Below are 17,892 nucleotides of genomic sequence, written 5' to 3'. Positions count from 1 at the left end.
GCCAAGAAGGAGGACATTTCCCGTGTTTGACCAGTCACACGGCTTGAGGTTTGATATTTATGAACGCATTCACCTTTCGGAAGAGCTTCCGGGAATAGCTGAGCTGGAGGAAGTCGAGCTGATTCCCGACATCCAGGTAATCCAGCGGGAGGACCGGGCCGAACTGCACGGGCAACTGCTGCTCACCGGACTCTACCGGGGGGAAGATGATCGCACACAGCGTCTGGAGCATGCGATTCCCGTTGAAATCACAGTCCCGCTGACCCGGGTCAGCTCACTTGAAGACATAGGGGTGGAGATCGAGAATTTCGATATTGACCTGCTTACGATGCGAACCGTCAACATTACAGGGGTGCTCTCGCTGCGCGGAATCGGAAGCGCGGATAACCAGCCGGCCTGGCAGCAGGAGGAGTACACAGTAGCTTACGCGCCTGAGGCTGAAGACAACAAGGCAGAGGCTGAGGCCGTTAACCGCGGGCAGGATAACGATGCACTGTATGAGAATTCGCTCTGGACCTATGGGGAAGGCGCTGCGGAGGCTTCTGTGGAGGAGCAGGAATATGCTGATTCTGCCGAAACCGCCGGAAATCCACTATTCCTGGAAGGCTCTGTATACACTCAGCCTTCGGCCTATGTTTCCGCTCAGCTGAAGGACAAGGAACCCAAGGTAAGGACACATAGCCTGGATGCCTCCCCCGCAACTGCTCCATCCGGAAGAGCAGATTCCGGGCAGAACTACAGTAAGGCTGTGCCGGAGCCGGTATCCAGCCACTTTCTTCCTTCCCGTGAGAAGACAGGAGAGCCAGCTGCGGTAAACGATTCATTCCAGGCAGGTACGGCGAATTATGTAAGTCCGTTTGATCTTGCGGAGACGGCTTCCATATCCGCTGTGCCGCGGGCGGAGGAGACAGGGGGCCCGGCGGGAACAGCCGCTTTGAATACCGTGGATCACTGGGGCACTGCCAGTCTTCATGCCGACCTTCAGAATGAGCCGGTACTCACATCCGCTGCCAGTGATGATTCGGCAGTGTTAGCCGAGAATGCAGAAGTACCTGAAGAGATTCAGGCTGTAGACAATGAGAACCTCGTGTCCGAGGAAGTCTTACCTCCACAGGAGGAGAAGCAGGATCTCAAGATTGCGCTTGGCAGCAAAAAAGATCCGGCAATTGCCGAGCAGGAGCCATTGACCTTCTCTTCACTGCTAAGCTCCAGCCGTGCGCGCAAGGAACAGGAAATTCTCCATTCTGAGGAAGTGGCCTCCAAAGCGGCGGTTATTCCTGAGGCGGGGAATGATACCGAGTGGAAGAGCCGGTTCATCGGCGGCCTCGGCGGAACAGAGCTGTTCCGTAAAGTACGGCTCTGCATCGTCCAGCGGGAAGAAACGCTGGATACGATTGCCGAGAAATATCAGCTCAGTGCAAGAGAGCTGTCCATGTACAACCGGCTCTCCGGACAGAGTGTAGAAGAAGGCCAGGTTTTATATATTCCCTAGGATAGATCGGGGAATACGAGCAGGTAGTTGCTGGGGCTGTCCCGCAAGCCATGACATGGCTGCTTGGGGCAGCCTTATTTTGTATGTGGAATATAATATCGTCAACGTGATCTGGAGCGGGAAGTAAGATAGATGGGCGGTTCTCTGTGTATTAATCTCTGTTAGCCCTGTGTATACAGCTCCGTTAGCCGTTTTTTTGAACCAGGCGGTATAAACTCTGCCCTTTGTGTGTATGCTGGTTGACTAGGAATAGGACTGAATGTATTATTGACATAAGTAATAACTAACATAAAGACTGGGAACGGGAAGAGTAGGCGGTTAGCCCTTCAGAGAGCGGAATTGTAATTGCTGTGAATTTCCGCAGGATGCAGCCCCCGAAGTCGCCCCGGAGTCGCCCTTCTGAGCTTGCCTTCATCTTCATGGAGATCAGGTTAGGATGTGGCCGGAAGCAGCCGTTATCTGCATGAGTGTCGCGCTAAGCCGGACCTGTAAGGGTTTTGAGGCAGAGGTTTATTTTTTGTTAGCGCGAAACAAAGGTGGTACCGCGAAAGAATGGCCTTTCGTCCTTTGAGACGAAGGGTCTTTTTGTATTTAAATATAAGGATTTATATGTTTCACTCTATCAAACCTCCTTATATTTCTCGCTGAAACGGTACCGTCCTTAGAAAGGACGGCAAAGCCGTTTCCACTTGTCAGATCGTTACAGAATACAAAAAGCATCTCATCATTTTCACTAATGGAGGGTTCACAATGGCTGATAACAACAATACAGCAGCGGAGCTGCCGAACCAGCTGGAAGCGGCAGAAGACACCGCGGCGGCGAATCACAAGCAAAGCGATATGCCGACTACCTATGATCCGGGGTCGGCGGAGAAGAAATGGTATGCCTACTGGATGGAGCAAGGCTTCTTCGAAGCCGGCAAACGTCCGGATGCCGAGCCCTACAGCATTGTAATTCCCCCGCCGAATGTAACGGGGATGCTGCATATCGGGCACGCGCTTGATTTCACATTGCAGGATGTTCTGATCCGTACCAAACGGATGCAGGGCTATGATACGCTGTGGCTGCCGGGAACGGACCATGCGGGTATCGCTACACAGACTAAGGTAGAGCAGAAGCTGCGCGAGCAGGGGATCTCCCGCCATGATCTGGGACGCGAGAAGTTCCTGGAGCAGGTATGGGCCTGGAAGGAGCAATATGCGGAGACGATTCACGGGCAATGGGCCAAGATGGGCTTGTCGCTGGACTACTCGCGTGAACGGTTCACCCTGGATGAAGGAATGTCCAGCGGCGTCCGCCAGGTATTCATTCAGCTGTACCGGAAAGGCCTGATCTACCGCGGCAAACGCATTATTAACTGGGATCCGGCTGCACGTACGGCTCTGTCGGACATCGAAGTTGAATATAAAGAGGTAAATGGCCATCTGTACCATCTGCGCTATCCGCTTAAGGACGGCAGCGGCTATATTACTGTAGCTACAACCCGGCCGGAAACGATGCTGGGCGATACAGCGGTTGCCGTGCATCCGGAAGATGACCGTTACAAGGATCTTATCGGCAAAACCCTGATCCTGCCGATTATCGGCCGGGAAATTCCGGTTATCGCTGATGATTATGTAGATAAGGATTTCGGCAGCGGCGCGGTGAAGATTACCCCGGCACATGATCCGAACGACTTTGAGATGGGCGTGCGCCATAATCTTCCACAGATTAATGTGATGGATGAAGGCGGAATTATGAATGCGGAAGCAGGCAAATATCAGGGGCTGGACCGCAGTGATTGCCGGAAGGCGATTATTGCCGACCTGAAAGAGCAGGGTGTACTGGTTTCCATTGAGGATCATGTGCACCAGGTTGGACACAGCGAGCGTTCTGGAGCCGTAGTTGAGCCATACCTGTCCACCCAGTGGTTCGTAAAAATGCAGCCGCTGGCAGAAGCGGCCATCGCAGCGCAGAAGGATGGCAGCGGTGTTAACTTCGTACCGGACCGCTTCGAGAAGACTTACCTGAACTGGATCGAGAATGTCCGGGACTGGTGTATTTCCCGTCAATTGTGGTGGGGCCACCGTATTCCGGCCTGGTACTCCGAATCTACGGGGGAGATCGTTGTTGCGAATGATGAAGAAGAAGCACGCCGGATCAGCGGCCTGACAGACCTGAAGCAGGATGAGGATGTTCTGGATACGTGGTTCAGCTCGAACCTCTGGCCGTTCGCCACACTGGGCTGGCCTGATGAGAACAGCAGCGACTATCAGCGTTACTATCCGAACAATGTGCTGGTTACCGGCTACGATATCATCTACTTCTGGGTAGCCCGCATGATCTTCTCGGCTCTGGAATTCACCGGACAGAAGCCATTCTCCGACGTGCTGATGCATGGTCTTGTACGCGATGCTGAAGGACGCAAAATGTCCAAATCACTCGGCAACGGTATCGATCCTCTGAATGTAATCGAGCAGTACGGCGCAGACGCTATGCGCTACATGATTACGACAAGCAGCACAGCCGGTCAAGATCTGCGGTTCCGGATGGAAAAGGTAGAGCAGGCGCGGAATTTTGCCAACAAGATCTGGAATGCCTCACGCTTTGCACTGATGAATCTCGAGGGTGTTTCTTTTGAAGATATTGACATTACAGGTGAGCTCAGCACGGCGGACCACTGGATTCTGCACCGCCTGAACGAAACTTCCCGTGATATTACGCGTCTAATTGACTCGTACGAGTTCGGCGAGACCGGCCGGCTGCTGTACAACTTCATCTGGGATGATCTGTGCGACTGGTACATCGAATTCGCCAAGCTCTCACTCTATGGAGCGGACGCCGCCGCCAAGGCTAAGACGCAATCGGTTCTGGCCTATGTGCTGGACCGCACGCTGCGCCTGATTCATCCGTTCATGCCGTTCATTACGGAAGAAATCTGGCAGCATCTGCCGCATCAGGGCGACACAATCACGCTGGCCGAATGGCCGAAATATGATTCTGCGCTTGAGAATCCGCAGGCAGTGGCAGAGATGAACCTGCTGATGGATGTCATCCGGGCCGTTCGTAATATCCGTGCGGAAGTGAATGTGCCGATGAGCAAGAAGGTAGAACTGATCATCAAAGCCGGCAGTCAGGAAACGCTGGACATTATTTCCCGCAACGACAATTACATCGGGCGCTTCTGCAACACCTCTTCCTTCGAAGCGGGCCTTGCGCCGCAGACACCGGACAAAGTAATGTCTGCTGTAGTTACAGGAGCTGAGCTGCTTCTGCCGTTGTCAGGACTGATTGACATTGAACAGGAAATTGCCCGTCTGGAAAAAGAAGTCCAGACACTGAACAGCGAAGTTGAGCGCGTGGAGAAGAAGCTCGGCAATCAGGGCTTTGTCGCCAAGGCACCAGCTAAAGTCATCGAAGAGGAGCGGGCGAAGCAGGCGGACTATTCCGATAGACGCGAGAAGGTGCTGGCCCGTATCGCAGAGCTGAGAGGATAAGGGACATGGAAAAGATCACCCGGAGCGGCAGTGCCGCTCCCTTAAGTTCTTATACAGAAGCAGTAGACTGGATTAACAGCCTGATTCCTTTCGGTATCCGGCCGGGTCTTGAACGGATAGAGCTTCTGATGGAGAAGCTGGGTCATCCGCACCGCAAGCTCAAGTTCATTCACGTAGCGGGGACGAACGGCAAAGGCTCCACCTGTGCCTTTCTGACCCGTGTGCTTATTCAGAGCGGTTACACGGTGGGGACCTTTACTTCTCCTTATATCACGAAATTCACTAACCGTTTCCAGTACAACGGAGCCGATATTCCCGAAGAAACTTTGCTGGAACTCGTAAATAAACTGCGTCCGCTGGTTCAGGAGATTGCGGCCGGCGAACTCGGTTCGCCCACCATGTTCGAGGTCTCGACGGCGCTGGCGATTCTCTATTATGGTGAAGTCTGTTATCCGGATGTAGTCGTATGGGAGACTGGTCTTGGGGGAAGGCTGGATGTAACGAACATCGTTACCCCGGTTGTGTCTGTAATCACGAATGTCGGGCATGATCATACCGATGTGCTGGGGGATACACTGGAGCTGATAGCCGGTGAGAAAGCCGGGATTATTAAGCCGGGCGTTCCCGCAGTCAGCTGTGTGAGCCAGCCGGAAGCCGTTGCCGTGCTGAAGGCGAAGGCGGCGGCTACCCGCTCTACTCTCTATTTGGCGGGAGAAGATTTCAGCTACAGTAATGTAGAAATGAGGGACGGCCGCCAGCATTTCACCTTCAAAGGTCCTTTCCGCTCGCTTGAGCTTGATATTGCGATGAAAGGTGAACATCAGCTTGAGAATGCTGCTGGGGCTATGATGGCCCTTGAGGTGCTGCGGCAGTATATGGCTTTCATGCTGGAGGACGAGGATGTGCTGGAGGGATTCCGCGGCACGTTCTGGGCCGGAAGGCTGGAGGAAGTAGGCACTTCGCCGAGAATTATTCTGGACGGAGCGCATAATCCGGAAGGTGCAGAGAGCCTGGCCAAGAGTCTTCCGCAGTTTGGGCCTTACGGTAAATTAAATTTGCTCATGGGGATGCTGGCAAATAAGCATCACGAGTCGTATCTCAAGCATATACTGCCTATAGTGGATACGCTCATCCTGACCGAACCGGATTTCCGGAAGAAAATGGACGCGGAAGATCTGCAGGCCATCGCAGAAAGTCTGCGGAATAAATATGCCAAGGAAAACTTGGAAATCATAGTAGAACGTAATTGGGGCCAAGCGCTGCATCTGCTGCAGACGATCACAGCGGACGATGACCTTGCGGTCGTGTCCGGAACGCTGTATTTGATTTCTGATGTACGCAGTACGCTTTTACGGCAACCCGATTCTGAAAAAGGCTGGTGACGAACTGTTGGATACTACTGAACGTGTGCATTTTATAGGGATCGGCGGCTACGGTATGAGCGCGATTGCCCGGGTGATGCTGGAGATGGGATATACAGTTACGGGTTCTGATGTAGCTGCCCAAGAGTTAACGGAGAAATTGATTGCCAAAGGTGCCAAGGTCTACATTGGACACACGGCAGAACAGGTCAAAGGTGCAGATCTGGTCGTATATTCTACGGCGCTTGCGTCAGACAACGTGGAGTGGGTGGAAGCCGAGCGTCTCAAAATACCGATTCTTCACCGTTCGCAGATGCTTGCCCGGCTGCTGAATGAGCGCAAAGGTGTGGCTGTTGCAGGTGCGCACGGCAAGACTACCACTTCGTCGATGATCGCTTTGGTTATGGAAGACTGCGGAGTGGACCCTACTTATATTATTGGCGGGGAGATCATGAATGTCGGTACGAATGCCAAGGCAGGACAAGGGGAATTCGTCGTTGCCGAAGCGGATGAGAGTGATGGCTCCTTCCTGCAATATCATCCCTGGCTGGGGATTGTAACGAATATTGAAGCCGACCATCTGGAGAACTACGGCGGTGATTTCGGCCAGCTGAAGGAAGCTTATGTACAGTTTATGAACCAGCTGCGTGAGGACGGAACGGCCATTGTGTGCGCGGATGATGAGAATGTGAAATCTCTGCTGCCTCAAGTGAAAGGTACGGTTATCACCTATGGCATTCATTCGGAGGCTGCGGATTATATAGCGACCGATATTGTTCTGGGCGACCGCCAGGTGTCGTATACGATGAACCATGGTACTGAGGTTCTGGGCCGCATCGAGCTTTCGATTCCGGGGCAATACAATCTGTATAATTCAATGGCGGCGGTAATTTCCTGCCTGAAATCCGGCATTACCTTTGAAGCTATCGCTGCAGCTATCGTGAAATTCCACGGTGCCAAACGGCGGTTCCAGGTGCTGGGAGAGATCGACGAGATTCTTGTCATTGATGATTATGCGCATCACCCAACGGAGATTCAGGCCACCATTAGTGCTGCCAAGGCAACAGGCAAACGGATTATCGCCGTGTTCCAGCCGCAGCGCTACACGCGTACCTTCTTCCTGCTGGATGCGTTCAGCCGTGCGTTCAGCGAAGCGGACGAAGTGATTATTACCGATATCTATTCCCCTGCCGGCGAGAAGCAGATTGAGGGAGTCACCTCCGCGAAGCTTGTGGAGCTGATTGTGCAGAACAGCAATGCCGGCGCACGGCATCTGCCGACGAAGGAAGCTGTGCTGGCTGACCTGCAGGACCGCATTGCTCCTGGTGATCTGGTGATTACGATGGGTGCGGGTGATATCTGGAAGGTCGGGTATGCGCTGGCGGATAGTCTGAAGAATCGTTAAGATGGATTAGGCGATTCTATGCAGGTTACATTTATCACTTTAGGCAAGCAATAGGATAGCTAGGCATTTTGACGGAAACGGTTTTCGTTCCTTGAATAAGGACAGCGAAGCCGTTTCTTCTTTTTGTGTCTGGGGATATCCGGCTGGCTGTGAATTTAGAAGTGAAATTAGACCGTCCATTTGCCGATATAGCTTGTGAATGATTTTGTCCTGAAAAAAAGAATGTATTCCCGCATATTTGGTGGTGTGTTCATGAGCTTTCAGCTTGATATTAAGACACTGTTGTACTTGTTCATCTTGGGGAATTTGTTTTCCGCCCTGCTGATTACCTTTTACCGCTACCAATTCTCCAAAGATATCGCCTCGATCCTTTTTATTACTGCCAAATGGATTCAGGTCGTCTTCTGGAGCTCAATTCTGTTGTGGGATTACATTCCCCATTGGATCGCCGTTCCTTTAAGCAATGCGCTTATTCTGGGTGGAGGCGGTCTGGAAATTTCGTCCCTGCTGATGATGATGGGGATGATGGACCGTAAGGCGAAGCTCTATTATTCGGGGCTTGTTGTAGGAAGTGTTCTCAGTTTTATTATCGTCGCGCTGTTCTTCAACCATGCGAACCTGCGGGTGGCATCGACTTCACTCTGGGTAATGCTGTTTGTGATTTATCCCGGGTACCGTCTGACAGCGGGTAAAGAACGTTCACCTCTCCAGATAATAATGGGCGGCGTTTTTTACACCATTGCTGCCGTGATGCTCGTGCGGTCCTTTGCCGCGCTGATTCTGGAACCGGAGATGGGACCGCTGACGGCTAATCCGGCGCAGTATTTGTATTACCTTGGGATGTTTTTGATGCTGGTCGGGGGAATTGCGGTGTTTATTCTGCTCTCCAATGAGCATTCTTATGAGAAGCTGAAGCGCATAGCCACTTATGACAGTCTTACCGGAATCCTTGGCCGCAGGGCTTTCCTGATGGAGGCTGAGCTGAAGCTGGCAATGGCGGCAAGAAAGAGAGAATACTGCTCAATGCTGCTGCTTGATCTGGATCATTTCAAAATAGTGAATGATACATTTGGACATGACAAAGGCGATATAGTACTCCAGGATTTCGCGCTTACCATTGAAAGCCGGTTAGGAAACGGTGACTTGTTCGGCCGGATAGGCGGCGAAGAATTCGCCATTATGCTCTATGGGCAGGATGTGGAGAACAGCGGCCGCAGGGCGGAAGAACTGCGGGAAGCCGTGAAGGAGGCTTCGGCAGACAGCCTTGACGGCGGGTACACCATCAGCATCGGGATCGTTACAGTACTGCCTGATCAGCACACCGCCTTGAATACCCTGTACAAGCTTAGTGACAGGGCGCTATATCAGGCGAAGCAGGACGGGCGGGACCGTGTGGTCAGAGCCGGGTAAAAGAACAGGTTTATACACATCATACATAATGACATTGATGAGCAAGGGGGGGATACTATGGCTGCCAGTTTGGATTTCAAGACACTGCTGGCGTGTCTCTTTTTTGGTAATTTCTTTACGGTTATGCTTACCTTGGCTTACCGGTCGCGTTATCCGAAAGATGGTACATCCCTGTTGTTCCTGACGGCCAAAATTCTGCAGCTGGTGATTATGATCCTTCTGCTGTTAAGGGAATACCGGGAGTTTAAGCTTGTGCTTCCCTGTATTATTCTCTTGAATCTGGCCGGAGGAACCGCAGAAATCTTCGCGTTGCTCAAAATTCTGGATGTCTATTCCGAACGGGTTAAGCGGATTTACTATACATTAACCGGAAGCGCCTCACTTGGTCTTCTCCTGTTGTATCTGCTGTCTCCGGATGTCCCGCGGCTTATTGCGTCTGCCTCGCTTGCGGGGGCGCTGCTGCTGGTCTATCCTGCCTATATGCTATGCTGGAAAGTGAGAACAACACCGCTGCAGGAAATTATGGGCCTGCTGTACGGGATTGTTATCCTGTCGCTGCTTTGCAATGCAAGCGGACTGGCCTATCTTCCGCCTGAGGGCTCGCCCCTCGGTGAATGGATACATGTCTTTTTCTATATCGGAATATATTTGCTGATGTTTCTCGGAACTGCCGGCTTTATGCTGCTCTCCCGGGAGCAGTCCTATGCGGAACTGGAGCGCGCAGCCACCTATGATGAGCTCACCGGCATCCTTAACCGCAGAGCCTTCGTGCTGCGTGCCCGTCCTCTGATTGCTGCCGCTGCCAAGGAAGTGGCGCCCTTCTCGTTCCTGCTGCTGGATGTGGACCATTTCAAACAGGTGAATGATACCTATGGCCATGATACGGGGGACAAGGTGCTGCGCGACTTTGCCCGCAGAATTGAGCGCCAGCTCGGCAACGGTGACCTGTTCGGGCGATTCGGCGGTGAAGAATTTGCCGTGCTGCTGCACCGGTCGGATGAGGAAGCAAGCGGCGAGGTGGCTGAGCGTCTGCGCCGGTCTGTGCTGGATGCCACCATTGAAGGTATACCGCTCTCATACACAGTGAGTATCGGTCTGATCACGATCGTCTCGGGGGAGCGGGTCCCGCTCAATATGTTGTACAAGCTGAGCGATACCGCATTGTACCAGGCGAAGCAGCGCGGACGAAACTGTGTGGTCCGAAGCTATGGCTATGCCGCGGGGGAGCATGGAGTACATCCCTGAGTGTACAAGGGGCTCACGGGTTCAACCCGCTGCCTGGGTCGGAGATCTGATTGCTTTTTTGTGAAATCCTGCCCATAATACAACATTCCTCTCATCATTTCGGCCCAAATCCGAAATTGTTGTACAAACTGCAGCATTTCTCCTCTTCCAAGCAGCTTTTCGGGACCATTCTTGTATTTCATACAACAATCTGTCCGAACACCTAGGAATATGGGAAGCCAAGTTGCAATACGTACAACATTTTTGATTAGTTGTCTTCTAAAGTGCGTTTTATATAGAACAACATATCTAAGCAGCGAAGCGCTTCTCCTGTTATTGGAGCAGCGCTGTTTTGCGTCCGGGCTTCACAACTATGGCAAATTTGGCTCCAGTGATGGGAGTCTCCATATTTTTCTGTTCCTCACTAACCATGTCACTTCTGAGTTAACCACGTTTCGCAAAATTACATTTTTTTGAAATTATTTTCGCAGCAGCCAAGAAACGACAAAACTCCGTAGAACTTTGGGGTAATATATGCTAGATACCTGGCATTGCCAGGGAGACAGACAGATAAATGGAGAGTAGGAGAAGAAGCCATGAAGGAGAAATTGCTATTCATATCTGCAGAGAATCCATTTCCGCAGGATAGCGGAGGCAAGCTGAGAACGGGCAATATTCTGAATATATTACTCGCCAAATACGATGTGGATCTCTTAACCTATCCTGGTTCCAAAGAGCCGGAAGCCATACCATCCCTTACCGTCCATGAAGTGCAGCGTACTATGAATTACCGCAAAGCGATGCTTCGCTCCCTGTACAAATGGCGCAATTGCTCTTATATGAGCCATGTAGATGTGGATATGAAGGAGAAGATTACCGAGCTCTGCAGCCAGCATGCATACAGCCATGTATTTATTTCGCATAGTCTGCTTGGCTGCTGCATTGACATTGTCCGCCGTTCCTTGCCTGGCACTGTAATTATCACGGACGCGCATAACTTTGAGAGCGGATTATCTGCACAGCTTGCCGGCAGGAAGAAGGGGATCGCCAAAGTTTTTTATTCCCTTAATGCAGCATGGACGCGCAGAGATGAGCTTAAGCTGATGGACAAGACCAACCTGCTGCTTACCACATCCGAACAGGACGGACTGAGCTTCAAGGCACTTTCCTTTAAAAATTCCTTTAAGGTCCACGTGATTCCCAACTTCATACGTATGGGTGACTATCGGACGAATACGCTTTATCCGAAAGAGCCGTGGATTATTCTCCCGGGCAATATGAACTACTTCCCGAACATTAATGCAGCTACCTACTTCTACCGTCAGATCTATCCGCTCGTCAAAGCCAGGGTTCCGGACATCAAATGGTATATCGTTGGCCGGGATGTGCATCCCGAGGTTGCCGCTCTGGCAGATAACGACCCCTCCATCATCATCACCGGGTATGTCGATAGTGTGGCGGACTATATACGGAAGGCGCAGGTTGTGATCGCCCCTCTGCAGGAAGGCAGCGGAACAAGGCTTAAGATCCTTGAGGCCTGGGCGCTCAAGACTCCTGTCGTCTCAAGCACCAAAGGAGCAGAAGGGCTGCTGTATGAGCATTCCGCGAATATTATGATTGCCGATGATCCGGTTACTTTTGCCGAAAGCGTGACGCTATTATTGCAGGATCATGAAAAGGGGTTAGTGCTGGCGGACCGTGCCTACCAGACCCTGCTGGCTAACTATGAGGTGGAAAGTGTCCGGGAGAAGCTGCTTAGCCTGGTCTAATCATAAGGGAACACAAAAAAAATTATTATATCCCATAAATCGACATTCTTTTGAGGAGAATTGCGTTACTATTGATCTACATCTAAAGTTTCATAAATGAGGGCTGGATGTAATCCGGCCTATTTTCTTTGTATACAATGATCACTATTTACATAGAACCAAGGAGCTATAGCCATGAGAGAGAGAATGCTGTTCCTATCAGCCCAGAGTCAATATCCCGAAGATTTAGAAGGAGAAATACGAACAGAGAATTTTCTTGATATTCTGCTGGAGCGTTTTGATATTGATCTGCTCGAGTATTGCCATTACCGCAGGGAATTAACAGTAGAGCCTGGACCTGCGCTTACGGTGCATCAGGTCAAGCGTTCTTCTGCTGCACAGAGATCGCTGCTGTACCCGCTGAACAAGCTGCGCTCACCTTCTCCGCTGATCGGTACGGATAAGTCTTTACAGGCGGAAATCACTGAGATGTGCCGCTTGAATACGTATAGTCATGTGTTTATTTCGTACTATATGCTAAGTAATTGCCTGGATATTGTATCCTCACTGCTTCCGGAGGCGGTCATTATTACAGACGCCCACCGTTTCGGGAGCAGAGTGCTGGAGAATGGGGCGGCTGGTAAACGCGGGATCAGCAAAAGCTATCATAAGCTGAATGCCGCACTGATCCGCCGGGAAGAGCGGAGATTAATGAACAAGACCAATTTGCTGCTGACCGCTACAGAATGGGATGCCCTTTCTTTTAAGGCGCTATCCTTCGCGGATGCAGGCAAGGTGCATGTCGTTCCGCCTTACATCGACCTGAGGGAGCCTGCTTATGCCTGCCGAGAGACAGTAATCAAGGAGAAATCCATTGTCCTTCATTGGAATATGAATACCGGTCAGGGCAAGAATGTGACCTTATTGTTCTTGAAGAAGATATACCCGCTGATCAGAGCGGAGGTGCCGGATTTCCGGTGCTATATCATCAGCGATAAAGTGCATCCGGAGGTTGCAGCCTTGGCACACAATGAAGCTACTATTGAAATTGTCAGGGAAGTTGAACATACAGCCGATTACATCCGCCGGGCCAGTGCCGTGGTTGCTTCTTTGCGTGAAGGCTGCGGGGGGCCGATTAAGATTCTGGAGGCCTGGGCGCTGCGGACTCCGGTAGTCTGCAGCTTGAGAGGTTCGGAGGAATTAATCTGTGAAACTGGACGGGATATTCTGCTCGCAGGCACGACCGCAGTTTTTGCCGGCCATCTGGTGAAGCTGCTTACGACGCCGGAGCTCGGCTCCATTATTGCGGATCAGGCATACCGGACGCTGTTGAAGCATTACGCCGCGGAAGGCGTTAGGGAGAAAGTACTTAGTTTGGTGTAAATATATTAAAATAGCATAACCATCTCACATCTATCATATATTTCAGTATAGAACTGAAGATAGCGAGGTGTGGGCATTGAATAGCGGAAGAATGACATTCCGGTTTGACGGGGAGACGGCAGAACGGAAGGCGGAGATGGCAGACCGCCGGATGGTAAGGGAACCTGGTAGAACCCTGGAGCTTGAAGACAGGGGACAGCGTGAGGAGATCAGAACCACTACGCATCTCCGTGCAGATGAATATATAGTTGATCTGGAACGGGAAGAACCCCCCCGCGCCGCCGAAGTATCTTATATGAAATCCTCCGGTCCGCGCCGCCGGAACTGGGATGATTCAGATGGAGAATATGAGACTGGACAGTATTCTATTATCCCTGACTCAAGAACACGCACCATTCCTGTTTATGCAGAGGATTACAGGGAAGATGATAACGGACCAGGCGAGTATTACCCGTTGTTTGAGGATGAACGGGACCCTGAGCCGGAACGGTTCGGGCAGTTCAGCATGAATGGGAATCTGTATGGAGGCTCCTACCATACCCGGCGCCCCTCCTATTGGTGGAAGTTCGCACTGTCCGTAGCGGGAGCGTTAGGTACGGGAATCCTGCTCGGCTATGCCGCGTTGTCCTTCATCGGCAGCGGGGGGAGCGGCACCGGGAATGGAAACGGCAGCACCGCTATTCAGACGGGAACCGTCCAGAGCCAGAATGTCACTGACGGGGGAACGGAAGCGGATATCACCGGCGTTCCGGTTGAAGGAACCGGTGAAGCAGTGGCAGTGCATGTTCCCGTACAGATTGCGGCGCAGAGCTATTATCTGCTCCAATACGGTGTCTTCAGCACACCGGCTGGTGCTGCGCAGGCTCAGCAGGAGCTGCTGGCTGCAGGTCTTGCTGCGGGTCTGGATCCCGCGGACGGCAACCGGGTGTACGCCGGGATGTCGCCTGACCGCGAGCAGGCCAAGCTGCTCAGCAGCGGCCTGAAGAATCAGGGCATCGAGCTGTATGTAAGGGAAGTTGCGTTGCCCGCTGTGGATCAGGTCAGCTATAACGGAACGGCGGAAGCAGTGGACAGCTATTTCGCAATCAGCAGCCAGTTGTTAAGTGAGCTGAGCGGCTTGTCTGCTTCGCTGCTGAGCGGTGCGGGCAGTGTGACAGACAGCTCAGCGGTAAGTGATCTTCATATGCAGTGGACCCAGGCGGTCAAGCTGCTGGAGTCCGGGCTGTCTCCGGAAGGCCAGGGCATTGCCTCAGGATTGGAGAAATCCATGAGCAGGGGGATATCCGCACTGAACGAGTATGGCAAGAATAAGGCAGAGGGCCTGCTCTGGGAAGTACAGGAAGCTATGATGAGCTTTTTGACCGGACAAAAAAGCCTGTTGACTGCGATAAGCTGACGTCCATCGAATTGTATAGGATGCTGCCAATCCCCCGTACCGGCTGTTTGCCGGACGGGGGATTGTTGTGTTGTGCGCAAGTATAGCTGTTGCATGATAAACCAGTTGCCTATTGTGCCGGACTCGGATAATGTTAGTGGACCACGGCTGGCGGAGACCGGTGAAATCGGGCTTTATACGGCCCGGTAGTGGTAAACATTCCCTGGATGGATTTTGCGTTTGTATTGAACCCCGTTTCACCGTATAATAATTAGGGTGTCAAAAAATGGCGAGGGAAGACCAAAATGAAGAAGAAAAATGTAGGAACACTGCTGTTATTTCTAATTCTGGGCTGGCTGGCCGGAGCCTGGATTGCCAAGCTGCTGGAACCTGTAAAAGCTCTGTCTTTTCTTACAGCCTCGACTGTACTCAAGTGGTCGCCGCAAGCCGATTTGGACATCATAACCTATGACATCACTATCCATTTGAAATTGTGCCTGCTCAGTCTTGCCGGAATTATAACAGCTGTATGGCTGTACCGCAGACTGTAGCGTTCACTGCCGGCATCAAGAAGGGACGTTTATTACAGTGGAGCATAACAACACGCGACACATTATTCTTGCCTCGGGTTCGCCGCGGCGGCGTGAACTGTTAGCCTCGCTTGGCCTGCCTTTCGAGGTTCTGGTCAGTGATGCTGATGAGAGTACGCCACCGGAATGGACACCTGAGACCATCGTGCGGAATCTGGCTCTGCGCAAAGCGGAGGCAGTAATCCCTGCAGCCGGTGAACGGAATGCTGTTATTGTCGGCAGCGACACGATTGTTGTGCTTGACGACAAGGTGCTCGGCAAGCCGGTGGACGAGCGGGACAGCGCTGAGATGCTGTCCATGCTGCAGGGCCGAACGCATCAGGTATATACCGGGGTGGCCTGTATTGGTCTTGCAGAGGGACGAACCCTGGTAGATCACCGGGTAACCTCTGTAACTATGAGAGCAATGAGCGAAGATGAAATCTCCGCCTACATAGCGACCGGAGAGCCTGCCGACAAAGCCGGCTCTTATGCAATACAAGGGCTTGGCGCCACCCTGGTGGACGAGATTGCAGGCTGTTATTTTAACGTGGTCGGTCTGCCGCTGTCGCTGCTAAGCGGCATGTTGTCCGGGTTCGGCATTTCTGTGCTGAACCGGCAAGGATAGCAGAGGAAAGAGGGATAGGGATGGAGTCGCAATCATTTATGCTGCGTGACCTCCCCCATGAAGAACGACCACGAGAGCGCATGATGCATTATGGGGCGGAATCATTAAGTCAGGCGGAGCTGCTGGCTATTCTGCTGCGCACGGGTGCGCAGAGTGAATCAGCTATTCATATTGCCCAGCGGTTGCTCGGCATTACTGGCGGCCTCCGCGGACTGGCGGACCTGAGCATTGAAGAACTGACAACAATCAAAGGCATTGGCCCTGCCAAGGCCGTGCAACTGAAAGCAGGCATAGAGCTGGGAAGACGCATGGCGAACTCCCGGCTTACAGAACCGGTTATCATCCGCAGTCCCCAGGACGCGGCGGAGATTCTAACCGAGCAGCTGCGTTATTTGCAGAAGGAGCATTTCATCTGCTTGTTTCTGAATACGAAGAATCATGTTATTGCGCAGGAAACATTGTCCATGGGCAGCCTTAACGCCTCCATTGTGCATCCCCGCGAGGTGTTCCGGGCAGCCATGAAATGCAGCAGCGCAGCTATTATATGCGCACATAATCATCCGAGCGGTGACCCGACGCCGAGTCCTGAAGACATCTCCTTGACCTCAAGGCTGATGCAGGCGGGCGAAATCGTCGGCATCGACGTGCTGGATCATCTGGTCATCGGTGACAGCAGCTTTGTAAGTTTGAAAGAAAAAGGTTATATGTAATACAATTGTCTAGATCCACAAGGAAAAGGAGCATACAAGATGTTAGGTGGTTTTACGAAAGATTTAGGAATTGACTTGGGGACAGCGAATACGCTTGTCTACGTGCGCGGTAAAGGGATTGTTGTAAGAGAGCCTTCCGTGGTAGCCATTAATACTGATACTAAGACGATTGAAGCTGTAGGGGAGTCCGCCAAAAAAATGATCGGACGCACACCGGGCAACATTCGTGCCATTCGTCCGATGAAGGACGGGGTCATTGCCGATTTTGATACTACGGCTACAATGATCAAATATTTTATCCGCCAGGCACAGAAGCAGCGCTCGATGTTCCAGCGCCACCCGAATGTCATGGTCTGTGTACCATCCGGAATTACGGCTGTTGAACAACGCGCCGTTGAAGATGCAACGAAGCAGGCGGGAGCGCGTGAGGCTTATATCATTGAAGAGCCCTTTGCCGCTGCCATCGGAGCAGATCTTCCGGTATGGGAGCCTACAGGAAGTATGGTTGTGGATATCGGCGGAGGAACTACCGAAGTGGCAGTCATCTCGCTCGGCGGTATCGTAACAAGCCGTTCTGTCCGCGTAGCCGGCGATGAAGCGGATGAGTCCATCATCCAATATATCAAACGCCAGTATAATCTCATGATCGGGGAACGCACCTCGGAGCAGCTGAAGATGGATGTGGGTTCCGCTCTGCCGCTCGAGAAAGCCGAAACTATGGAAATCCGCGGCCGCGATCTGGTAACGGGACTTCCGAAGACGCTGACTATTACCTCTGATGAGATCTGTGAAGCGTTGTCGGATACAGTAAACGCTATTGTTGAAGCTGTCAAAGTTACGCTGGAGAAATGTCCGCCGGAGCTTGCTGCTGACATTATGGACCGCGGGATTGTGCTTACAGGCGGCGGTGCGCTTTTGCGTAACCTGGACAAGCTGCTGGCGCGTGAGACCGGAATGCCGGTGATCGTAGCCGAGAATCCGCTGGACTGTGTTGCTATTGGTACAGGCAAGGCACTGGAGAATATTCATTTGTTCAAGAGCCGCAGCAGTTCGAGCCTTCGTTCCAAACGCTAGGACAATTCTGACCTGTGAACGTCAACCCCTGATGTG

The 17,892-nt window shown here is 52.1% G+C and carries 13 protein-coding genes and 1 other annotated feature; all 13 genes read left to right on the top strand.

Going from position 1 to position 17,892, the window contains the following annotated elements; genetic code table 11:
- Positions 1 to 22: 22 nt before the first annotated feature.
- The 13 genes from PBOR_RS27480 to PBOR_RS27420 all read left to right on the top strand — a co-directional run bounded on the left by PBOR_RS27480 (position 23) and on the right by PBOR_RS27420 (position 17,856).
- Entirely contained in the window at positions 23 to 1,492 is a 1,470-nt protein-coding gene (locus PBOR_RS27480; protein ID WP_042217059.1) for a LysM peptidoglycan-binding domain-containing protein, read from the top strand.
- A gap of 288 nt (positions 1,493 to 1,780) precedes the next feature.
- Positions 1,781 to 2,063 (top strand) — a binding site (T-box leader).
- Positions 2,064 to 2,332: 269 nt separating this feature from the next.
- Positions 2,333 to 4,969: a valine--tRNA ligase gene (locus PBOR_RS27475; protein ID WP_042219986.1), complete on the top strand. Its 2,637-nt coding sequence runs from the start codon at positions 2,333 to 2,335 to the stop codon at positions 4,967 to 4,969.
- 5 nt (positions 4,970 to 4,974) lie between these two features.
- Positions 4,975 to 6,351 carry a bifunctional folylpolyglutamate synthase/dihydrofolate synthase gene (locus PBOR_RS27470; RefSeq protein WP_042217058.1) on the top strand — a complete coding sequence of 459 codons (1,377 nt, stop codon included), beginning with the start codon at positions 4,975 to 4,977 and terminating at the stop codon, positions 6,349 to 6,351.
- Positions 6,352 to 6,358: 7 nt separating this feature from the next.
- The gene (gene murC, locus PBOR_RS27465; RefSeq protein WP_042217057.1) at positions 6,359 to 7,735 is read left to right on the top strand and encodes a UDP-N-acetylmuramate--L-alanine ligase; all 1,377 of its coding nucleotides are present in this window, start codon (positions 6,359 to 6,361) and stop codon (positions 7,733 to 7,735) included.
- Between the two features lie 297 nt (positions 7,736 to 8,032).
- Positions 8,033 to 9,145 (top strand): GGDEF domain-containing protein, encoded by a 1,113-nt coding sequence (locus PBOR_RS27460; RefSeq protein WP_218918865.1) that lies wholly within the window; start codon positions 8,033 to 8,035, stop codon positions 9,143 to 9,145.
- Between the two features lie 57 nt (positions 9,146 to 9,202).
- Positions 9,203 to 10,390 carry a GGDEF domain-containing protein gene (locus PBOR_RS35745; RefSeq protein WP_052429656.1) on the top strand — a complete coding sequence of 396 codons (1,188 nt, stop codon included), beginning with the start codon at positions 9,203 to 9,205 and terminating at the stop codon, positions 10,388 to 10,390.
- 575 nt (positions 10,391 to 10,965) lie between these two features.
- On the top strand, positions 10,966 to 12,138 hold the full coding sequence (locus PBOR_RS27450) for a glycosyltransferase family 4 protein (RefSeq protein ID WP_042217055.1): 1,173 nt from the start codon (positions 10,966 to 10,968) through the stop codon (positions 12,136 to 12,138).
- A gap of 174 nt (positions 12,139 to 12,312) precedes the next feature.
- A complete protein-coding gene (locus PBOR_RS27445) occupies positions 12,313 to 13,500 on the top strand; it encodes a glycosyltransferase (protein WP_042217054.1) in 1,188 nt (395 codons plus the stop codon).
- A 91-nt stretch (positions 13,501 to 13,591) separates the two neighbouring features.
- Entirely contained in the window at positions 13,592 to 14,896 is a 1,305-nt protein-coding gene (locus PBOR_RS35740) for an SPOR domain-containing protein (protein WP_052429655.1), read from the top strand.
- A 284-nt stretch (positions 14,897 to 15,180) separates the two neighbouring features.
- A complete protein-coding gene (locus tag PBOR_RS27435; protein ID WP_042217053.1) occupies positions 15,181 to 15,426 on the top strand; it encodes a DUF4321 domain-containing protein in 246 nt (81 codons plus the stop codon).
- Between the two features lie 37 nt (positions 15,427 to 15,463).
- On the top strand, positions 15,464 to 16,072 hold the full coding sequence (locus PBOR_RS27430; protein WP_042217052.1) for a Maf family protein: 609 nt from the start codon (positions 15,464 to 15,466) through the stop codon (positions 16,070 to 16,072).
- A 20-nt stretch (positions 16,073 to 16,092) separates the two neighbouring features.
- On the top strand, positions 16,093 to 16,782 hold the full coding sequence (gene radC, locus PBOR_RS27425) for a RadC family protein (protein WP_042217051.1): 690 nt from the start codon (positions 16,093 to 16,095) through the stop codon (positions 16,780 to 16,782).
- A 39-nt stretch (positions 16,783 to 16,821) separates the two neighbouring features.
- Complete coding sequence (locus PBOR_RS27420) at positions 16,822 to 17,856, top strand: rod shape-determining protein (RefSeq protein WP_039300524.1); 1,035 nt, start codon at positions 16,822 to 16,824, stop codon at positions 17,854 to 17,856.
- Positions 17,857 to 17,892 lie beyond the last annotated feature (36 nt).

It is taken from the genome of Paenibacillus borealis, assembly GCF_000758665.1.
GTDB lineage: Bacteria > Bacillota > Bacilli > Paenibacillales > Paenibacillaceae > Paenibacillus_AQ > Paenibacillus_AQ borealis.
Note: the sequence above shows the minus strand (reverse complement) of the source record. Positions and strands in the feature narration are given on the sequence as shown.

Bases quoted from the DNA above. Each gene is read 5' to 3' on its own strand.
- PBOR_RS27470 (WP_042217058.1), top strand. From the start codon at position 4,975: ATGGAAAAGATCACCCGGAGCGGCAGTGCCGCTCCCTTAAGTTCTTAT.
- PBOR_RS35740 (WP_052429655.1), top strand. From the start codon at position 13,592: ATGACATTCCGGTTTGACGGGGAGACGGCAGAACGGAAGGCGGAGATG.
- PBOR_RS27450 (WP_042217055.1), top strand. From the start codon at position 10,966: ATGAAGGAGAAATTGCTATTCATATCTGCAGAGAATCCATTTCCGCAG.
- radC (WP_042217051.1), top strand. From the start codon at position 16,093: ATGGAGTCGCAATCATTTATGCTGCGTGACCTCCCCCATGAAGAACGA.
- PBOR_RS27435 (WP_042217053.1), top strand. From the start codon at position 15,181: ATGAAGAAGAAAAATGTAGGAACACTGCTGTTATTTCTAATTCTGGGC.
- PBOR_RS27475 (WP_042219986.1), top strand. From the start codon at position 2,333: ATGCCGACTACCTATGATCCGGGGTCGGCGGAGAAGAAATGGTATGCC.
- PBOR_RS35745 (WP_052429656.1), top strand. From the start codon at position 9,203: ATGGCTGCCAGTTTGGATTTCAAGACACTGCTGGCGTGTCTCTTTTTT.
- PBOR_RS27420 (WP_039300524.1), top strand. From the start codon at position 16,822: ATGTTAGGTGGTTTTACGAAAGATTTAGGAATTGACTTGGGGACAGCG.
- PBOR_RS27445 (WP_042217054.1), top strand. From the start codon at position 12,313: ATGAGAGAGAGAATGCTGTTCCTATCAGCCCAGAGTCAATATCCCGAA.